An 18,013-nucleotide genomic window follows, 5' to 3' on the forward strand; every position below is an offset into this window, starting at 1 on the left:
TCCCTGCCATTGCCAGAGAATCCTCAGGTCGGAGGCGTATTCCGCGGCTCCTGAGGGCGTGGCCGACGGGCGCTGAGGAAGGCGTCGACGGCCGCTCGGGCGAGGTCGGTGCGGTCGGTCACGAGCCCGTCGATCCTGAGCGCGAGGAGCTGCTCCATCCGCTCCGGATCGTCGATAGTCCAGAGGTGGATCTCGCAACCTGTCACCCGCAGCCGGGCGAGGATCCGCGGCTCCGCGACGCGGAGGCCGAGCGCGCTCTCGGGCACCTGGAGCGCGTCGATGCCGCGGAGAGCGAGACGCACGGGGAGGGCGGCGCCGAGGTGGGCGGCGACCAGGGCGACGACGAAGCGGACCGCCGACGCCGAGGTCGCGGCGCCGGGAAGACGGCGGAGGGCCGCTGCTCGACGGATCTCGGAGAACGAGGTGATCAGGACGCGCTCCGAGGCGGCGGCGCCGGACACCGCCGCGACAACCGGACCGATCGCGTCCCGCGACTTCACATCGACATTGAAGCGCGCGCGGGGGAGTGCGGCGAGGGCCTGCTCGAGAGAGGCGAGCCGGGCGCCGCCCGCCAGCCGGAGGTCCGCGAGCTCCTCCCACCGGGTGGCGGCGACGACGTGGCGGCGGCCGGAGCGGTCGATCACCTCGGCGTCGTGGACGAGCACGGCGACCCCGTCGAGGGACGCGCGCGCGTCCGTCTCGAGGAGGTCCGCACCCGCGGCGAGGGCGCGCTCGAAGGCGGCGAGCGTGTTGCCCTCGGCCGGCGGGCCGAATCCACGATGCGCGATCACCCGGGGCATCGGCCCGCTCAGGACGAGGGGTGGCTCGGAGGCGCGCATCGCGGACCGGGTCCGCGGCTCAGACGGCCGGCGGCGGGGGAGTGGGCGCGGAGTCCGGGGTTCCGTCGGTCGTCGCGGGCGCCGCGGGGGCGGACGTGTCGGATCCGGGCACGACAGGCGTGGAGCCGACGGACCCGGATGCGGCAGGCGCGGAAGCCGCAGGCGCCGACGTGGGTACCGCGTCCTGCGGGCGGACCGCCGGGGCGGACTGGCCGCGCTGGCCGAGCGCTCCTCCGATGCCCTTCAGCGCCTCGGTGAGCTCGCTCGGGATGACCCAGAGCTTGTTCGCGCTGCCCTCGGCGATCTTGGGGAGCGTCTGGAGGTACTGGTAGGCGAGCAGCTCGCTGTCGGGGCGGCCCTCGTGGATGGCGTGGAAGACGGTGGTGATCGCCTTGGCCTCACCCTCGGCGCGCAGGACCGCCGCCTTCGCCTGGCCCTCCGCCGCGAGGATCGCGGCCTGGCGCTGACCCTCGGCGTTCAGGATCTGGGACTGCTTGGTGCCCTCGGCGGTGAGGATCACGGCTCGACGGTCGCGCTCGGCGCGCATCTGCTTCTCCATCGAGTCCTGGATGGAGAGGGGCGGGTCGATGGCCTTGAGCTCCACGCGTCCGACGCGGATGCCCCACTTGCCGGTGGCCTCGTCGAGGACGATGCGCAGCTGCCCGTTGATGTTGTCGCGGGAGGTCAGCGCCTCCTCGAGGTTCAGGCCGCCGACGACGTTGCGGAGCGTGGTGGTGGTCAGCTGCTCGACCGCGCCGAGGTAGTTGGCGATCTCGTAGGTCGCCGCCCGGGCGTCCGTCACCTGGAAGTAGACGACCGTGTCGATCGAGACGACGAGGTTGTCCTCCGTGATCACGGGCTGGGGCGGGAACGAGACGACCTGCTCGCGCAGATCGATCAGCGGGCGGACCCGGTCGATGAACGGCACGACGAGATTGAGGCCCGGCAGCAGGGTCTTGTGGTACTTGCCGAGGCGCTCCACGACCCCGGCGGTGGCCTGGGGGATGATGCGGACCGCTCGGAAGAGGACGACCAGGGCGAAGAGGACGACGGCGGCGACGACGACGATCGTCACGACGGAGGACGGTGTCACGGTGTGCTCCTTTCGGCGGGGACGACGACCGCGGTCGCGCCCTCGATGGCGGTGACGACGACTCTCTCGCCGACTCCGAGTGTGCGGTCCTCGACGAGCGGGGACAGGCGGACGGTCCAGGTCTCGCCGTTGGCGAGCTTGACCTGGCCGGCTCCGGGGCCGGCGAGGACGACGCTGCCGGAGAGCCCGAGGAGAGCGTCCGCTCCGCTGGGGGTGGGATCGCCGCCCCGCTTCAGCAGCCGCAGCAGCGGCGGACGGACGGAGAACAGCAGGAGGGCGGCGAGGACGGCCGCGACGGGGACCTGGACCCAGAAGGGAGCCCCGACCAGCCCGGTCAGCAGTCCGCCTATGCTGCCGACGGCGAGCATCAGGAACGTGAACTCGAGAGTGATCATTTCGACGATCACGAAGATGAGGATCAGCGCGAGCCAGAGGATCCACGCGTACTGGGTGACAGCGTCCATGCTGTGTGCTCCTTCCCCTCGACGAGCATTCCCAGGCTATCAACGCCCCCCGGACGAGGGCTGGGAGAGGGGGTGCGCCGACGATCTCGAGGCCCTTGGTAGACTCCTCCGTCGGGCCGTGGCCCGTCATCGTGCCCGATCCGGTCTCCGAGCCGGCGTTCTGGAGGAATACCCGTGTCCAATCCCCTCGCCCCCGGCTCCTTCGACGGCAAGCGCGCTCTCGTCACCGGGTCGTCCCGCGGCATCGGCGCCGACACGGTCCGCTACCTGGCCGAGGCCGGAGCCCGCGTCGTCGTCAACTACCGCTCGAAGGCGCCGCGCGCCGACAAGCTCGTCGCGCAGATCGTCGAGGCCGGCGGCACCGCCATCGCCGTCGGCGCCGATCTCACCGACGCCGACTCGCGCGCCGAGCTCTTCTCCCGCATCGAGAAGGAGTACGGAGGACTGGACGTGCTCGTCCTGAACGCCTCCGGCGGCATGGAGAGCAACATGGGGGAGGACTACGCGATGGTCCTCAACCGCGACTCGCAGGTCGCCGTGCTCGACGCGGCGCTGCCGCTGCTCTCCGAGGGCTCCCGTGTCGTGTTCGTCACGAGCCACCAGGCGCACTTCATCCGGACCACGCCCACGATGCCCGAGTACGAGCCCGTCGCGCTCTCCAAGCGCGCCGGCGAGGACGCCCTGCGCGAGCGGATCGGTGAGCTCGCCGAGCGCGGGATCGAGTTCGTCGTCGTCTCGGGCGACATGATCGAGGGCACCATCACCGCGACCCTGCTGGAGCGCGCGAACCCGGGCGCGATCAGCTCGCGTCGCGAGTCGGCCGGCAAGCTCTACAACGTGCAGGAGTTCGCGGCCCAGGTCGCTCTGGCGGCCGTCGAGCCGATCCCCGCGGACAACACCCGCCTCGTCGGCGACATCTCCGACTTCGCCTGATCGCCTTCGCGGAATGACCCCGGCGCGCGGGTCTGCGATCCTCGACGGATGACTCCGATGGACGGCAGCGGACCGGCATCGGGGGAGTCCGTCCGCGCCGACGGGTTCCGCACATCGGCAGCCTCCGGGCGGCGTGGCGACTTCGACAGGGACGGCGAGACGAGCATCCTCCTCGACGCCGTCGCGGTGATGGCGAACTGGAGGAGGCGCTCGCCCTTCCGGTGCCGCGCCTTCCGGCGGACGCCCGAGAGGACCGAGACCTACCGACTGGAGGTGCGGCCCGTCGAGGCGTCGTTCTCCTGCGTCGACGAGCGCACCGGGACGGTCGACGCGTACGACGCCCCGACCGGCCGGTACGTCTCCGGGGGCGAGGAGCGTCCGCTGGACCGATGGCAGCTGCTGCCGGAGCCGCTGGCGGCCCGCCTGGCCTTCCCGCTGAACCTGCCGGTCTGGGGACGGCCGAGCGACGGGTACCGGATGACCGGCGCGTCGATCGACGGCGCGCTCACCGTGATCCGTCTTCGACACCAGGCCGACGGCCGCGTCCGCGGCACGATGACCGTCGATCCGCGGCTGCGGCTGGTCACGCGCTTCGACACTCCGACCGAGACGTGCTGGTACGAGGACGTCGAGGCGTGGGTGGAGCATTCGCCGATCCGCTGATGACGTTCCGGACCGTCGGGCGGCCTCAGTCCCGGTCCGTCCGGTCCGTCCACCGTTATCCGATAATGCACATTATGTCAGTTCGACCGAAGTCCCGTTCTGCAGGGATGGCGATCGGCTCCCCTCAACGCTCCTGCGACAGGACGTCATCGATCGCCGCCGCGCTCCGATGGCAGACCGGGCGCTTCGACGGTGAGGCCTCGGATCACCGCGGCGACGACCATGCGCTGCGTGAGTTCGGCGCTGGTGTCCACGGGCCACTGGCTCACCGACCCGACGTGCGCCGCGACGACCGCCTTCGCCAGGACGGCGGACTCGACGGCGGGGACGCGGCCGTGCACGGCGGCGAGGGCGGCGAAGCGCTCGCCCAGCTCGCGCGAGACGCGGTCGTCGTCGATCATCATCCGCTCGGCGAACTCCGGGTCCGCGGCAGCGCGTGCCAGGAGCACCGACCGCAGGGAGAACCACTCGCGGCTCGACGGGAGCGCGTCGAGGAGGGAGCGTACGGCGCCGTCGAGGGTCGCCGCGCGGTGCTCCTCCTGCAGCTGGACGTCGAGGGCCTCCTGCAGGCTCCCCCACACTCTCGCGGCCTGCTCCTCGTGGAGTGCGAGGAAGAGCTGGTCGACACCGGCGAAGTTCGAGTAGAACGCGCCGCGGGTGAAGCCCGCCTGCGCGCAGATGTCCTCGACGCGCTGGCCGATGGTGCCCGTGCTCTCGAAGAGCTCGGCGGCCGCGGCGAGGAGACGTCGTCGCGTCTCGCTCCTCCGCCGGACCGGAGCCTGCTCGCCTGTGACCACGCCCCCAGCCTATTCGGATCGTTGCACTGAATGGGCCTTTTCAGTACGTTTCGTTTTCAATGCATACCGTATCGAGAACTGGAACGCCCGAACCTCGACGGCGACGGTCCCCGTGGCTGCCGACCGCAACCGTCGTGCTCATCGGGGCGGTCCTCGCCTGGCTGAACCGGGTGGAGTGGTGGGGGTGGCTCGTCGTCGCGGCGGCCGCGGTCCTGATCGCGGCCGTCTCGAGGAGCTGGCGGCACCGGCACTGGATGCTGCGTACGGCGGCCTGGGTCGCGTCCGCAGGGCTCGTCGGAGCCGTCGCCCTCGCCGCGGGTCCTCTCCCGGCGACGCGGACGCTCGCCGGTCCGCACACCGCCCCGGTCACGACCCGGCAGGGCGACGTCGTCGGTGTGCACGACGCCGCGGCCGGGGTCGACGCCTTCGCGGGGATCCCCTACGCCGCTCCCCCGGTCGGCCCGTTGCGTTGGGAGGCGCCCCGCCCGGCCCCGCAGCGGTCGGCGACCCTCGTGGCCGACGACTTCGGCCCCTCCGCCGTTCAGCCGGAGCCGACGTTCCTCTCCCGAGCGGCGACCCGCGTGCTCGACCTGCCGCTGGAGGAGACGCTCCTCGGCGGGTACGCGACGGACGAGGACAGCCTCCGCCTGAACATCTGGACGCCGGCCGGCGGGGCGGGCGACTCCAGCCCGGTCCTCGTCTACCTCCACGGCGGCGCGTTCGTCTCGGGGTCCGGCGCCCTCCCCGCCTACGACGGCGCGGCGCTCGCCTCCCGGGGCGCGGTGGCCGTCACCGTCGCCTATCGTCTGGGCGTCCTCGGTTTCCTCGCCGTTGATGTGCTCGGCGGCGGCACCCCGGGGAATCAGGGACTGCTCGACCAGGTCGCCGCTCTGCAGTGGGTGCAGGACAACATCGCCGCTTTCGGCGGGGACCCGGGGCGGGTGACGGTCGCCGGCCAGTCCGCCGGCTCCGGCAGCGCCTGCATCCTCGGGGCCTCGCCCCTCGCGGCCGGCCTCCTCCACGGGATCATCGGGGAGAGCGGAGGATGCCTGGGGTCGGCGGGAGATCGCGAGGCCGGCGACCTCTACGACGACGCCGCCACCGCACGGGAGGCGGCTGCGCGCCTGAGCGAGGCCCTCGGCGGGGCGAGCCTCGCCGAGATGAGGGCCCTGCCGGCCGAGCGCATCGTCACGGCCGCCGCTGGCCTCTCGCAGCACTGGTGGCCCTCGATCGACGGCGTCGTCCTCCCCGACACGCCGCTCGCCGTCTACGAGGCCGGTCGGCAGAACGACGTCCCCCTCCTGCTCGGCAGCAACTCCGACGAGACCTCGCTCGATCTGCTGGGAGGCGTCGACCCGGATCCGGACGCCTACGAGCAGGAGGTGCGCCGGGAGCACGGAGACGACGCGGACCGATTCCTCGCGCTGTACCCGGGTGCCGTCGAGGACCAGGTCGTCGACTCCCGGCTGCGCGCCGACAGCGACCGGACGATGACCGCCCCGATGCGGCTCTGGGCGCTGACGGCCGCCCGGACCGGGCGGGCGGGCGTCCACGCCTACATCTTCACGCGCACTCCCCCGGAGAGCGGACTCGAGCGGTTCGGCGCGTACCACGGCGCCGAGGTGATGTACGCGTACGGGAACCTCGGGGCGGACGGCGACGCCGACTACACGGACGTCGACCGCCGGCTCGAGCAGGAGATGACCGCGCGCTGGCTCGCGTTCGTCTCCCACGGCGATCCGGACGCCGCCGGCCGCGAGCGGTGGCCGGCCGTCCAGGAGGATCCGGACAGCGTGCTCGAGTTCGGCGACGTCGTCCGGGTCGCCGGGCGCCCGTCCCCCGACGCGGTCGACTTCTGGCTCGCGGGGACGGGCTGACGCGGGGGCGCTCCTCGCGGCGGAACCCTCCGGTCAGCGGGGAGCCTCCGCTCAGAGCTGCCCGACGAGGTGCGCCTGCCGGCCGTCGCGCGCGAAGACCGGGATGACGGCCAGCGGCGCGTCGGCGACGATCCACTGCCCGCCCTCGTGCTCGGCGCCCGTCGAGAGCTCCGTCCAGCGCGCCCCGGCGGGCAGGTAGACCCGTCGGGAGACGGCTCCGGCGTGCGTGACCGGAGCCACCAGCAGGTCCGAGCCGAAGAGGTACTGGTCGGCCAGATCCCAGGCCTCCGGGTCCCCCGGGAACTCGTGGAACACCGCGCGCAGCACGGGCTGGCCCAGCTCGTGCGCCTCCCGCATCGCCTCGCGCGTGTAGGGGCGCAGGGTCTCGCGCAGATGCAGCAGGCGGGTGAGGATCGGCGTGGCCTCCTCGCCGAAGCTCCACACCTCGTTCGCGGCTCCGGTCGCGGCGCGGCGGGTCCCGTCGGCGGCCGTGACCGGGGCCGACGGCGCGCGGTCGCCGTGGAGGCGCATCACCGGGCTGAACGCGCCGAACTGGAACCAGCGCACGAGGAGCTCACGGAACTCCGGATCCGACGGGTCTCCCCCGGCGAATCCTCCGATGTCGGTCGTGAACCACGGGATCCCCGCGACGCCCATGTGGATGCCGGCCGTGATCTGGTGGCGCAGGTCCGCGAAGGTCGAGTGGATGTCGCCCGACCACACGAGCGCACCGTAGCGCTGGCTGCCCGCCCACGCGGTGCGGACGAGGTTGACGATCGCGGTCTCCCCGCCCTCGCTCTGCCCCTCGAAGAAGCCGCGGGAGAACGCCTGCGGGTAGAGGTTGCCGACCTGGACGGCGGGGCCGGCGGCGTAGCGGTAGTTGTCGAAGTCGTAGACGCCGTACTCGGGCTCGGCCTCGTCGAGCCAGAAGAGCCGGATCCCGTGCTCGCCGTAGTTGCGCCGGCACGCCTCCCAGACGAACCTCCGGGCGGCGGGGCTCGTCGCGTCGTAGAACGCGCTCGGACCCTCGAACTGCATGTGCAGGTCCAGGCCCCGCTCGGCCTTGACGAGGAGGTTCCCCTTCTTCATCGCGATGTAGTTCTCGGACTCGACCGACACCTGCGGCCAGACCGAGACCATCAGCTCGATCCCGAGCTCGCGCAGCTCGGCGACCATGGCGGACGGATCCGGCCAGAACTCCTCCTCGAAGCGGAAGTCGCCCATGTGCGGCCAGTGGAAGAAGTCGGCCACGATCACGTCCATCGGCAGGCCGCGGCGCCGGTGCTCGCGGGCGACCTCGAGCAGCTGCTCCTGGTTCCAGTAGCGCAGCTTGCACTGCCAGAAGCCGAGGCCGTGCTCGGGCATCATCGGGACGTGCCCGGTCGCGTCGGCGTAGGCCCGGGTGATGTCGGCCGGGGTCTCCCCCGCGGTCACCCAGTAGTCGAGCTGCTGGGAGGACTCGGCGGACCACTCCGTGCGGTTGGCCGCGAAGGTCGCGCGGCCGATCGCGGGGTTGTGCCAGAGGAACCCGTAGCCGCGGCTCGACAGCACGAACGGGACGCTCGACTGGGAGTTGCGGTGCGCGAGCTCGAGCGTGCAGCCCTTCAGATCGAGGATGTCCTGCTGGTACTGCCCCATCCCGTACAGCTTCTCGTCGGGGGACGTCTCGAACAGCGCGGTCAGCCGGAAGTCGCCGCCCAGGTGCGGACGCTGCTCGCGGGCGCGCAGCTTGAGCGCTCCCCCGCTCCCGAGCTCCCGGAAGAGCAGCTCCCCCCGACGGTCGTAGAAGGAGAGGGAGCAGGAGAGCTCGTGGTAGCCGGTCTGGTAACCGTAGCCCTCCTGCTGCTCGAGGACGACGGTGATGCCGCCGGCGCGCAGCGTCGCCCGCGGTCCCTCGATCGAGACCTCCGGCGCGTGGCGCTCGGGGGCGATCAGCGCCCAGTCGGTGTCGAGGACCTCCCCGGACCGGCGGGCGCGGACCCGGACGCTGTCCCTCCCCCACGGCTCGACGACGACGGTCTCGCCGTCGCCGCGCCAGACGAGGCGGTCCCCCTCGAGCGCGAACGCGTCGGTGTCCATGTGCTCCTGCTTCCTCGAGTCGGGCACGGCGCTCAGTCCTTGACCGCGCCGGCGGTGACCCCGGCGGCGACGTAGCGCTGGGCCACGATCAGCAGCACGGCGGCCGGGATGGAGGCGATCACGGCGGTCGCCATGATCCCGTTCCAGTTGGTGGTGGTCGATCCGATGTAGCGGTAGAGGCCGAGGGTGAACGGCACGATGCTGTTGCCCGAGGTGAGCGAGTTCGCGTTGAGGAAGTCGGCCCAGGCGAACAGGAACGAGAACAGGCCCGCGGTCACGATCGAGTTCCGGCTCAGCGGGATGACGATCGAGACGAAGGAGCGCCAGTTGCTCGCACCGTCGATCCGCGCGGCCTCGATCAGCTCGTCGGGGATGCCGAGCATGAAGGCCCGGAGGATGATCACCGCGAACGGCACGGAGGCGGTCGCGTCGGCGAGGATCAGGCCTGGATAGGTGTTGAGCAGCCCCAGCGCGTTGTAGATCGCGAACAGCGCGGTGACCAGGACGATCCCGGGGATCATCTGGGCGAGGAGGAACACGAACATCACGACGCCGGTCCCCCGCACCCGGAACTTCGCCATCGCGAAAGCGGCGGGCAGGGCGATCGCCAGCGTCAGGATCACGCAGCCGATCGAGATCACGAGGCTCGTGATGAGGTTCGGCAGCTGCGTCGAGAACGCCTGCACGTACCCGTCGAGGGTCGGGTCGCCGGGGAACAGGCTCGGCGGGGTCTGGATCAGGTTCTGCGGCTTGGTCAGCGAGACGTTGACCATCCAGTAGAGCGGGAAGAGGAGGAAGCCGCAGAGCACGATCGCGATGACCACGTCGATCCCGCGGCGCAGCCCTGTGGTGTGCCGGTTCATCCGAGGTCCTCCTTGCGCTGGGCGCGGATGTAGATCACGCCGAAGACGAGGGCGACGATCACGAGGATCTGGCCGGCCGCCGCACCGACTCCGAACTGCAGGTCGGTGAAGGACTGCTCGTAGGCCCAGGTCGCGAGGGTGTGCGAGCTGTTGGCCGGGCCTCCCTTGGTGAGGATCCAGATGACGTCGAACACCTTGATCGTGTAGACGAGGCCGAGGAGGAGCGTGACGGAGGTCACCGGTCGCAGCAGCGGCCAGGTGATGCTCCAGAAGGACCGCCAGCGCGAGGCGCCGTCCAGTGCCGCGGCCTCGTAGAGGCTCTCGGGGATGCCCTGCAGGCCTCCGTGCAGCAGCACCATGTTGAACGGGATGCCCAGCCAGATGTTGGCGATGATGACCGCCCACAGCGAGACGGACGGATCGGTCAGCCAGCCGACCGGCGTGCCGATCGCGGCGTTCAGGATGCCGAACTGCTGGTCGAAGATCCAGCGCCAGGCCGTCGCCGAGACGATCAGCGGCAGGAGCCACGGCAGCAGGATGAGGGAGCGGAACGTCGCCGAGAGCGGGAACCGGCGGCTGAAGAACAGCGCCAGGGCCATGCCGATCGTGAACTGGCCCACCAGCGAGACCACGGTGAAGACCACGGTGTGCCAGGCGATGCTCGCGAAGATCGGATCGGTGACGACCGTGACGTAGTTGTCGAAGCCGACGAAGGGGGCGATCCCGGTCACGAAGGACGACGGTCCGAAGTCCTGGAGGCTGAGGACGACGCCGCGGATGATCGGGTAGACGAAGAAGACGGCGAGGAAGATCACCACGGGCGCCATGAAGGCGGCGGCGGCGAGGCGGAGGTGGGAGCGGGGTCGGCGGCGGGCGGGCGGCCTGGTGGCCGCCCCGCCCGCGACCGGCGCCGTGAGCACGGCGGGGTCGGTCATGCGGCCGCTACTTCAGGCTCGCCGCGGCGTCGTCGAGGGCCGCCTGCGGCGTCTTCGAGCCGGTCAGCGACTCCTGGATCGCGGTCCAGAGCGCCTTCGAGGTGTCCGGGTAGGCGACGCCGAGGTCGCTGGTGCGTCCCTGCGCGACCGAGATGGCCTCGACCCACGGCTGGAGCGCGGGGTCCTCGGTCGCCTGCTCGGCGGCCGCGTCGGCGTACGGCATGATGTACGACTGGCCGGCCGCCCAGGCCTTCAGGCTGTCGGGCTGGATGACGCACTGCGCGAACTCCGTGGCGAGGGTCTGCTTCGCGGCGTCGGAGGCGACCACCTCGACGAACTCGCCGCCGAGCGGGCTCGGTGCCGCTCCCCCGTCCTTCGCCGGGATCGGCACGACGCCGTAGTCGATGCCCGCCTCGTCGAGGGCGGAGAGCTGCCAGGTGCCGTTGACCATCATCCCGAGCTTGCCCGCGAGGAACTGGTCGCGGACGTCCTGCTGGTTGGCGTTGACGTTCGCCTGCGAGGCCGAGCCGCTCTTCACCAGGTCGGTCCAGAGCGCGAGCGCCGAGACGGCGTCGTCGGAGGAGATGTCCTCGAGGGTCGCACCGGAGCCCCAGAAGAAGGGCAGGAACTGGAAGGTGCCCTCCTCGGTGCCGATCGCGGAGAAGCCGAGCCCGGTGACGTCGCCCGCGGTGAGGGCCTTCGCGGCGGTGGTCAGCTCGTCCCAGGTCGTCGGCGGAGTGACGCCGGCGGCCTCGAAGAGCGCCTTGTTGTAGAAGAGCGCGAGGGTGTTCGAGCCGATCGACGAGCCGTAGGTCTTCCCGTCCAGCTGGCCGGCGGCGAGCACGTTCGGGAGGACGTCGCTGGTGTCGAGCCCGGAGGCGGCGTTGTCGACGAGCAGGCCGGTGTCGGCGAACTTCGCGACGTTGGGGTTGTCGAGGACGACCAGGTTCGGCGTCGTCTTCGACGCGGCCGACTGCAGGAGCTTGGTGGTGAGGTCGGGGTCGGAGGTGCGCTCGAGGGTGATCCCGGTCGAGGCCTCGCAGCCGGCCAGGAGCTGGCCGTAGGGGGAGGACGCGTCGTACTGGGTGAAGCTGTCCCAGAGGGTGAGCGACTTCGACGAGTCGTCGCCCGCTCCCTGTGCGCTGCACGCGCTGAGGGCGACTCCGGCGATGAGGACGAGGGAGGCGGCGCCTGCGGCCCGTCGGATGCTGTTCTTCACGGTATTCCTCTCTGAATACGGTCGGAACGAGCGGAGCGCTCGCGCCGGGAAGACCCTCCGGGAGCGCCCGCTGGGGCGGTCCGTCCGGAAGTCGTGGCGAGCCTAACCGAGTCGGAGAACCGGTTCAATAGATTTCGGAGAACCGGTTCACCGATCGCCCGGGGAACACTCCGGACGACCCGGCGACGTCAGCCGCGCGCCCGCCGCCACGAGGGGACGACGCCCCGGCTGGTGCCCGGCGAGAAGGGCGCGGTGGTGCCGAGGTCCACGACTACCGCGGGCAGCAGCTCCGTCACTCCCGGAGTCGCGGTGCCGGCGAGCTCGTCGAGCACCAGGTCGACCGCCCGCGAGACCATCTCGTCGCCGGGCAGGTCCACCACGGTGACCGGCTGGTCGGCGTGCCGCATCACCGCCTCCGGGGCGATGGTCATGATCGAGCAGTCCTCCGGGACCCGCAGGCCCAGGCCGCTGAGGCGCTGGAGGAACGGCTCGAGCACGCCCGGCCCGTGCGTGACCACGGCGCTCAGGCCGGGGAGCTGCTCCTGCGCCTGCTCGAACCAGTCGTCGACGTCGTCGGTGCTGGGGATGACGGCTCCCCGCACGCCGCGCAGGCGGCACTGGTCGAGGAAGCCCTCGCGGAACCGCAGGGCGAAGGCGTAGCCGCTCTCGTAGGCGTCGGGGCCCATCCCGAGGACCGCGATCTCGACGTGCCCGAGGTCGGCGAGGTGGTCGACGGCGACCCGCGCCGCGCCGTCGAAGTCGAGGTCGATCGCGCTGAACGGGCTGCCCTCGCCCGGGTAGCCGACCAGCGCGGTCGGCAGGCCGATGCTCGCGAGGACCGGCAGCCGGGGGTCGTCCCGGCGGATGTCCATCACGACGAGCGCATCGGCGAGGACGTCGCGCGCCAGCTCCCCCTCGCCCGTGCCCATCATCAGCAGGTCGAAGCCGCGGGCGCGGGCCGCGTACATCGCCGCCCGCACGAAGCGCATGAAGACGTCGACATCGGTCTGCCGCGACTCCGGATCGACGGAGGCGAAGAAGCCGAGGATGTTCGTGCGCCGCAGCGCCAGGGCCCGCGCCATCGGGTCGGGCCGGTAGCCGAGCCGCTCCACGCTCGCGAGCACGCGCAGGCGGGTCGCCTCCGGGAGCTTCTTGTTGCCGGAGAGCACGTAGGACACCGTGCTGCGGGCCACCCCCGCATCGGCCGCGACGTCGCGAATGGTCACCATGGGCTCAGCGTAGTGAGGGCGCGGCGACGGGAGGGCCCGCCGGCGACCCCCTCGACCGGTGGGCAGCAGCGTGCATACCAGGGCGGTCCGGCCGTCCCGCCGTGGGTGGAGAGCCGTCCGCCGCGAGCCGCGCGACGGCGCCGACGGACGCAGGCCGCGGACGAGCAGTCGGTCACGGTTGCGCGCGGGTCCGACGGGCACGTACGGTCGACCCGTACCTCGTCGCGAGCCGCGACGTCGGTGCGGCCGCCACACCGGCCGATCCAGCGGCTCGCGGTCACGGGGGCTCCCCGCACGGAAGACGGACTCTTGCGCTCCAGCACCGGTACTGCGTCCACGACGCAGCAGCTGCTCTCGCACTGACGTCCCCCGTGCCCGCCCCTCAGGGGCGAGCCGTTGCTCCTTCGGAGTCCGGTGGTCGTCGTGCGCCGACACCGACCCCTGGAGCACCGTGCCCTCCACTTCCCGCACCACCCCGCCCGCCGTCGTCCTCCACGACTGCACGTTCGCCTGGCCCGACGGCTCCGTCGTCCTCGACCGCGTCACCGCTGCGTTCGGACGCGGGCGCACCGGTCTCGTCGGCGCGAACGGCGCCGGCAAGTCGACCCTCGTCCGCCTCGTCACCGGCGGCCTCTCCCCCACCGCCGGGAGCGTCTCGACGACGGGACCCGTCGACCTGCTGCCCCAGCGCCTCCGGCGAGGGCCCGACGACACCGTCGCCGATCTCCTCGGGATCCGGCATCGCCTGGACGCTCTGCACGCGATCCTCCGCGGCGACGCGGATCCGCGGCAATTCGAGGTGCTCGCGGACGACTGGGACCTCGAGGCCCGAGCGCTCGCCGCACTCGGCGACGCCGGTCTCGACCTGGAGGAGGCGGACCTGCTGCGGCCGGTCGCGACCCTCTCCGGAGGGCAGGCCGTCCTCACGGCCGTGACCGGCGTCCGGCTGCGCGGTCGGCCGATCGCCGTGCTCGACGAGCCGACGAACGACCTCGACCGGCGCTCCCGAGGGCTTCTGCTCGACCTGGTCGACCGGTGGCGCGGGACGCTCGTGCTCGTCAGCCACGACCGGGAGCTGCTCGAGCACGTCGACGAGATCGCGGAGCTGCGCGACGGGGCCGTCCGCACCTCCGGCGGGACGTTCTCGGCGTTCGAGGAGCGGCTCGCCCTCGAGCAGGTGGCCGCGGAGCGCGATCTGCGCGACGCCGACCGGCTTCTCCGCGCCGAGCGGCGGCAGCGCATCGAGGCCGAGACGACCATCGCCCGTCGGGCGCGGGCGGGCGCGCGATCGGCGGAGTCGATGCCCGCGATCCTCGCGAACGCGCGGAGAGGACGCGCCGAGGCGACCGCGGGACGGCTGCGCTCCGGGCACGGGGCCGCGGAGGCGCGGGCGCGCGAGCAGGTCGACGCCGCGTCGCGGGCAGTGCGCGACGACGACCGGGTCCGCCTCGACCTGCCGGACCCCGGGGTCGCGGCCGGGCGCCGTCTGGCGGAGGTGACGGTGCGCGGCCGGACGACGGTGCTCCAGGGGCCGGAGCGGATCGCCGTGGTCGGCGCGAACGGGACGGGGAAGACCACCCTGCTCGAGCACCTCGTCGGGGCGACGGGTGCGCGGGAGCATCCGCTCGCCGGCACCACGGCCCGAGCGCTGACGGAGCGGGTCGGCTGGCTCCCCCAGCGCCGCGAGGGACTCCTCGACGAGGAGGCCACCGTGCGGGAGCACGTCTCCCGGGCCGCGCCGGATCGTCCGGCGGTCGAGCTGCGGAACGCCCTCGCGCGGCTCCTGGTGCGCGGCGACGTGGTCGATCGGAGGATCGCGTCGCTCTCGGGCGGCGAGCGGTTCCGCGTCGCGCTCGCCGGGCTCGTGCTGGCGCAGCCGGCTCCGCAGCTGCTCGTGCTCGACGAGCCGACGAACGACCTCGATCTCGCCACGACCGACCACCTCGTCGACGTTCTCGCCGCCTGGCGGGGCGGCCTGGTCGTCGTCAGCCACGACGAGGCGTTCCTCGACCGGCTCGGACTCCACTCCCGAGTGGTGCTCGACGCGGAGTGACGGCTGGTCCCCCGGCCCCCGGCGGTTCTGGCCTCGACCGGGCCCCTGCCGCCGGGGAGACTGTCCGGGCCCCTCCCGCCCTCAGCGAACGGACCGACGTGCTCACCGGACTCAGCGCCTTCCCCCTCACACCGCTCCGCGACGACAGCATCGACGAGCGGTCGTTCGCCGCTCTCGTCGAGCGGCTCGCGCGGGCGGGAGTCGACTCGATCGGCGCCCTGGGCTCGACCGGCTCGGCTCCGTACCTGGACCGCGGCGAGCGCCGGCGCGCCGCCGAGATCGCCGTCCGCGGCGCCGGCCCGGTGCCGGTCGTGGTCGGGATCGGGGCGCTGCGCACCTCGCAGGTGCTGGCGCTCGCCGAGGACGCGCAGAGCGCCGGAGCGAGCGCGGTGCTCCTGGCGCCGCTCGGCTACCAGCCGCTGACGGACGAGGACGTGCTGGGGCTCTACGAAGACGTGACGGCTCAGCTCTCGGTGCCGCTCGTCGTGTACGACAACCCCGGGACGACGCGCTTCTCCTTCTCCGACGACCTCTACGGGGCCGTCGCCCGGCTGCCGCAGGTCGCCTCCCTCAAGATCCCCGGCGTGCCGGAGGGACCGGGCGCCGCGGCGGCGCGCGTCAGCGAGATCCGGGCGCGGGTGCCGGAGGGGGTCACCGTCGGGGTCTCGGGGGACGCCGCGGGTGCGCGCGGGCTGCTCGGCGGCTGCGACGCCTGGTACTCGGTGATCGGCGGCATCTTCCCGCGGACGGCGCTGTCGATCGCCCGGGCGGCGCAGTCGGGCGATGAGGCGGCCGCGATCGCGGGATCGGCACGCCTGCAGCCCGTCTGGGACCTCTTCGCGGAGCACGGCGGCAGCTACCGCGTGGTCGCAGCGATGGCGGAGCAGCTCGGTCTCGCCGAGGCGCGCTGCCTCCCGCGTCCGGTCCGCGGGCTCGGTGCACGGGCGCGGGCCCGGGTCGCGGAGGTCCTGGCGGAGCTGGGGCCTGTGCTGGAGTGATGCTCGGGCGGGTCGACGGGAGGACGGCTCGGACGGCGTGGTCGTTCCGGACAGCTGGAGGGGCGGGCCGGGGATGTCCCCGACCCGCCCCTCCGGCGGAGCACGCGACCTCAGCAGGCCTTGGACGCGCGGTAGGTGTTGCGTCCCGCCGCCACGAACAGCGCGTCGAGGACTCGGGCCTTGCCCGGCGCCACGGAGTAGCAGCTGCCGTCGAAGTCGGCGATGATGTCGGCCTTGCGCTCGACCGTGCTCGACCCGCAGTTGCGGAAGACGAGAGCGCGCTGGCGCAGGACGCCCTCGGGTCCGAGGGTGGCGCCGGTGGCCACCTCCTGGGCTCCGCACGCGTAGTTCCCGGCGCTCACGTACTGTCCGTTCGCGACCTCGGCCGCGGAGGCGGGCGTCGCGACAGCGACGACGCCGACGGAGGCGATGGCGCCCGTGAGGGCGAGGGTGGCAAGAGTTCGTCGAAGAGTCATGGTCGTTTCTCCTTCTGCTTCTCGGTCCCTTCACGCTGGCACCGGTCCGCCGACGAGCGCGAGGAACCTGGGAGCCTTCACACCGGGGGGCCAGACCGGTGCGGGGAAGTGCTCCCGAACGGAGCGAAAGGGTCGGAACCGGTGGGGCGGGCGATCAGGAACGGGCCTCTCCTTCGCTTCCGGAGCGCCTCGATCCGCCGCCGATGCGGTCGCCGAGCCGCCGACCGTTCCGTCCGTGCGGCGTCGTCCCTCCGCCGTCCCGCGACTGGCGCGCATCGACGGGTCGTCCGGCCGGTCCTCCGGCTAGCGTTGCAGGCACACCCCCCGCCGACCCGGACCGCTCCGCCGACCTCGTCGGTTCGCGGTCCCTGCACGAGGAGCCCCCGTGTCCCCCGACGATTCAGCAGTACCCCCCTCTCGAACTCCCGGCCTCCGGCGGCGCGCCGTCATCGGCGGCGCCCTCACGGGTGCTCTCGCTCTGGGCGCGGCGACGCTCCCGGCCGCCTCCGCCTCCGCCTCCCCCGTGCCCGGCCTGCCCGGGGAGAGGACCCGCACGATCAACGTGAGGACGAAGAACCGCGGCGTGCTCTACGACGTCCTCACGGTCTCGATCGCGGGCGACCTCGCGCGGATCTTCGTGCCGCAGACGGTGAAGCCGCGGCAGGCCGCGGCGGTACCGGTGATCTGGTTCATCCACTCCGCGCAGGCCGACCACACCTCGCTGTCCAGCGTCTTCGCGTACCCGGCCGAGCTCGCCGTCGAGCGGGGCGCCATCGCGATCTGCCAGACGCTCGGCGGAACGATCTGGACCAACGACACCGCGCAGAAGCACCAGCGGAACGGCTACGCCTACCTCTCCGGCCAGTTCCCGATCGCCGCCAGCTACCTCTGGGCGATGTCGGCCGGCGGCGCGCTCGCCTGCGAGGACTACGGCGCGCGGGTCTTCCCCGGCATCAACGGCGTCTACCTGGTCAACGGCGTCTACGACCTCCGCGACACCCACGACCGCACGACGCGGGGCCGCTTCTCGATCGGCGGTGCCTTCGGCGGCAGCACCGCTCAGATCGACTCCCACAACCCGAAGCGGCTGCCCGCCTCCGCCTGGGCCGGCGCGAACATCCGCGCGGTGGTGTCCGACACGGCCCACCCGGACCCGAGCGTGCCGCCGGCACTGCACGGGCTCGCCCTCGTGAAGAAGGCGACGGCCACGGCCAGGGAGGCGACCGTCCGGACGCACGCGCTCGGCCACAACGCACCGTCGTGGGTGAACCAGGACGGCATCGACGCGATCTTCCGCTGGCACGCCGGGCTGGCCGCCGCGCCGGCGCCGTCGGCGACGCCGACCCCGACGAAGACCCCCGTCGTCCGCCCGTCCACCGCGGGCCGCTGGGACTTCGACCAGGCGGACGCCCCGTACGCGGGAGAGCCGGGGTCCCCGTTCCGACCCCGCTGAGCGGTCCGGACGCGACGGCGTCCCTCGGGATGCGCTGACCGT

Annotated in this window: 16 protein-coding genes; 6 read left to right on the top strand and 10 right to left on the bottom strand. The window is 72.6% G+C overall.

All coding sequences use genetic code 11. The features are described from left to right. Positions 1–23 precede the first annotated feature (23 nt). Genes C5C37_RS03755 through C5C37_RS03765 form a run of 3 tightly spaced genes read right to left on the bottom strand, consistent with a single transcriptional unit; the run spans position 24 to position 2,396 of the window. A complete protein-coding gene (locus C5C37_RS03755) occupies positions 24–800 on the bottom strand; it encodes a glycerophosphodiester phosphodiesterase family protein (protein ID WP_258066906.1) in 777 nt (258 codons plus the stop codon). A gap of 58 nt (positions 801–858) precedes the next feature. Next, the gene (locus C5C37_RS03760) at positions 859–1,914 is read right to left on the bottom strand and encodes an SPFH domain-containing protein (RefSeq protein WP_374953801.1); all 1,056 of its coding nucleotides are present in this window, start codon (positions 1,912–1,914) and stop codon (positions 859–861) included. Between the two features lie 14 nt (positions 1,915–1,928). Beyond that, a complete protein-coding gene (locus tag C5C37_RS03765; protein WP_104260699.1) occupies positions 1,929–2,396 on the bottom strand; it encodes an NfeD family protein in 468 nt (155 codons plus the stop codon). Between the two features lie 174 nt (positions 2,397–2,570). Here C5C37_RS03765 and C5C37_RS03770 point away from each other — a divergent pair, with 174 nt between their 5' ends. Together C5C37_RS03770 and C5C37_RS03775 are read left to right on the top strand one after the other, a co-directional pair. After that, the gene (locus C5C37_RS03770; protein WP_104260700.1) at positions 2,571–3,329 is read left to right on the top strand and encodes an SDR family oxidoreductase; all 759 of its coding nucleotides are present in this window, start codon (positions 2,571–2,573) and stop codon (positions 3,327–3,329) included. A 48-nt stretch (positions 3,330–3,377) separates the two neighbouring features. Next, positions 3,378–3,992 carry a hypothetical protein gene (locus tag C5C37_RS03775; RefSeq protein WP_146085179.1) on the top strand — a complete coding sequence of 205 codons (615 nt, stop codon included), beginning with the start codon at positions 3,378–3,380 and terminating at the stop codon, positions 3,990–3,992. A 146-nt stretch (positions 3,993–4,138) separates the two neighbouring features. Here C5C37_RS03775 and C5C37_RS03780 read toward each other — a convergent pair whose 3' ends face one another. Beyond that, on the bottom strand, positions 4,139–4,789 hold the full coding sequence (locus C5C37_RS03780; protein WP_104283647.1) for a TetR/AcrR family transcriptional regulator: 651 nt from the start codon (positions 4,787–4,789) through the stop codon (positions 4,139–4,141). Positions 4,790–4,923: 134 nt separating this feature from the next. On the opposite strand from C5C37_RS03780, the gene C5C37_RS03785 reads away from it, so the two are divergent. Then, positions 4,924–6,666: a carboxylesterase/lipase family protein gene (locus C5C37_RS03785; protein ID WP_219814458.1), complete on the top strand. Its 1,743-nt coding sequence runs from the start codon at positions 4,924–4,926 to the stop codon at positions 6,664–6,666. A 51-nt stretch (positions 6,667–6,717) separates the two neighbouring features. Here C5C37_RS03785 and C5C37_RS03790 read toward each other — a convergent pair whose 3' ends face one another. The 5 genes from C5C37_RS03790 to C5C37_RS03810 all read right to left on the bottom strand — a co-directional run bounded on the left by C5C37_RS03790 (position 6,718) and on the right by C5C37_RS03810 (position 12,991). After that, positions 6,718–8,745 carry a TIM-barrel domain-containing protein gene (locus C5C37_RS03790; RefSeq protein WP_104246851.1) on the bottom strand — a complete coding sequence of 676 codons (2,028 nt, stop codon included), beginning with the start codon at positions 8,743–8,745 and terminating at the stop codon, positions 6,718–6,720. Between the two features lie 32 nt (positions 8,746–8,777). Beyond that, entirely contained in the window at positions 8,778–9,608 is an 831-nt protein-coding gene (locus C5C37_RS03795; RefSeq protein WP_104222044.1) for a carbohydrate ABC transporter permease, read from the bottom strand. Next, positions 9,605–10,543 carry a carbohydrate ABC transporter permease gene (locus C5C37_RS03800; RefSeq protein WP_104225253.1) on the bottom strand — a complete coding sequence of 313 codons (939 nt, stop codon included), beginning with the start codon at positions 10,541–10,543 and terminating at the stop codon, positions 9,605–9,607. Before C5C37_RS03800 ends, C5C37_RS03795 begins: the two co-directional genes overlap by 4 nt. A 7-nt stretch (positions 10,544–10,550) precedes the next feature. After that, positions 10,551–11,762: an extracellular solute-binding protein gene (locus C5C37_RS03805; RefSeq protein WP_104222048.1), complete on the bottom strand. Its 1,212-nt coding sequence runs from the start codon at positions 11,760–11,762 to the stop codon at positions 10,551–10,553. 188 nt (positions 11,763–11,950) lie between these two features. Then, a complete protein-coding gene (locus C5C37_RS03810; RefSeq protein ID WP_104222050.1) occupies positions 11,951–12,991 on the bottom strand; it encodes a LacI family DNA-binding transcriptional regulator in 1,041 nt (346 codons plus the stop codon). 451 nt (positions 12,992–13,442) lie between these two features. Here C5C37_RS03810 and C5C37_RS03815 point away from each other — a divergent pair, with 451 nt between their 5' ends. Together C5C37_RS03815 and C5C37_RS03820 are read left to right on the top strand one after the other, a co-directional pair. Next, a complete protein-coding gene (locus C5C37_RS03815; RefSeq protein WP_104338489.1) occupies positions 13,443–15,044 on the top strand; it encodes an ABC-F family ATP-binding cassette domain-containing protein in 1,602 nt (533 codons plus the stop codon). 98 nt (positions 15,045–15,142) lie between these two features. Beyond that, positions 15,143–16,042 carry a dihydrodipicolinate synthase family protein gene (locus C5C37_RS03820; RefSeq protein ID WP_104222054.1) on the top strand — a complete coding sequence of 300 codons (900 nt, stop codon included), beginning with the start codon at positions 15,143–15,145 and terminating at the stop codon, positions 16,040–16,042. A 110-nt stretch (positions 16,043–16,152) separates the two neighbouring features. On the opposite strand, the gene C5C37_RS03825 is transcribed toward C5C37_RS03820, so the two are convergent. Further along, on the bottom strand, positions 16,153–16,518 hold the full coding sequence (locus C5C37_RS03825) for a hypothetical protein (RefSeq protein WP_104222056.1): 366 nt from the start codon (positions 16,516–16,518) through the stop codon (positions 16,153–16,155). A 385-nt stretch (positions 16,519–16,903) separates the two neighbouring features. On the opposite strand from C5C37_RS03825, the gene C5C37_RS03830 reads away from it, so the two are divergent. Then, on the top strand, positions 16,904–17,971 hold the full coding sequence (locus C5C37_RS03830; protein WP_104246834.1) for a hypothetical protein: 1,068 nt from the start codon (positions 16,904–16,906) through the stop codon (positions 17,969–17,971). The last annotated feature ends 42 nt before the right edge of the window (positions 17,972–18,013 follow it).

Source organism: Rathayibacter sp. AY1F9, assembly GCF_002932155.1.
Taxonomy (GTDB): Bacteria; Actinomycetota; Actinomycetes; order Actinomycetales; family Microbacteriaceae; genus Rathayibacter.

Coding starts and splice junctions, on each gene's coding strand:
- C5C37_RS03755 (WP_258066906.1), bottom strand. CDS start 800: ATGCCCCGGGTGATCGCGCATCGTGGATTCGGCCCGCCGGCCGAGGGC.
- C5C37_RS03765 (WP_104260699.1), bottom strand. CDS start 2,396: ATGGACGCTGTCACCCAGTACGCGTGGATCCTCTGGCTCGCGCTGATC.
- C5C37_RS03775 (WP_146085179.1), top strand. CDS start 3,378: ATGACTCCGATGGACGGCAGCGGACCGGCATCGGGGGAGTCCGTCCGC.
- C5C37_RS03790 (WP_104246851.1), bottom strand. CDS start 8,745: ATGGACACCGACGCGTTCGCGCTCGAGGGGGACCGCCTCGTCTGGCGC.
- C5C37_RS03795 (WP_104222044.1), bottom strand. CDS start 9,608: ATGAACCGGCACACCACAGGGCTGCGCCGCGGGATCGACGTGGTCATC.
- C5C37_RS03800 (WP_104225253.1), bottom strand. CDS start 10,543: ATGACCGACCCCGCCGTGCTCACGGCGCCGGTCGCGGGCGGGGCGGCC.
- C5C37_RS03810 (WP_104222050.1), bottom strand. CDS start 12,991: ATGGTGACCATTCGCGACGTCGCGGCCGATGCGGGGGTGGCCCGCAGC.
- C5C37_RS03825 (WP_104222056.1), bottom strand. CDS start 16,518: ATGACTCTTCGACGAACTCTTGCCACCCTCGCCCTCACGGGCGCCATC.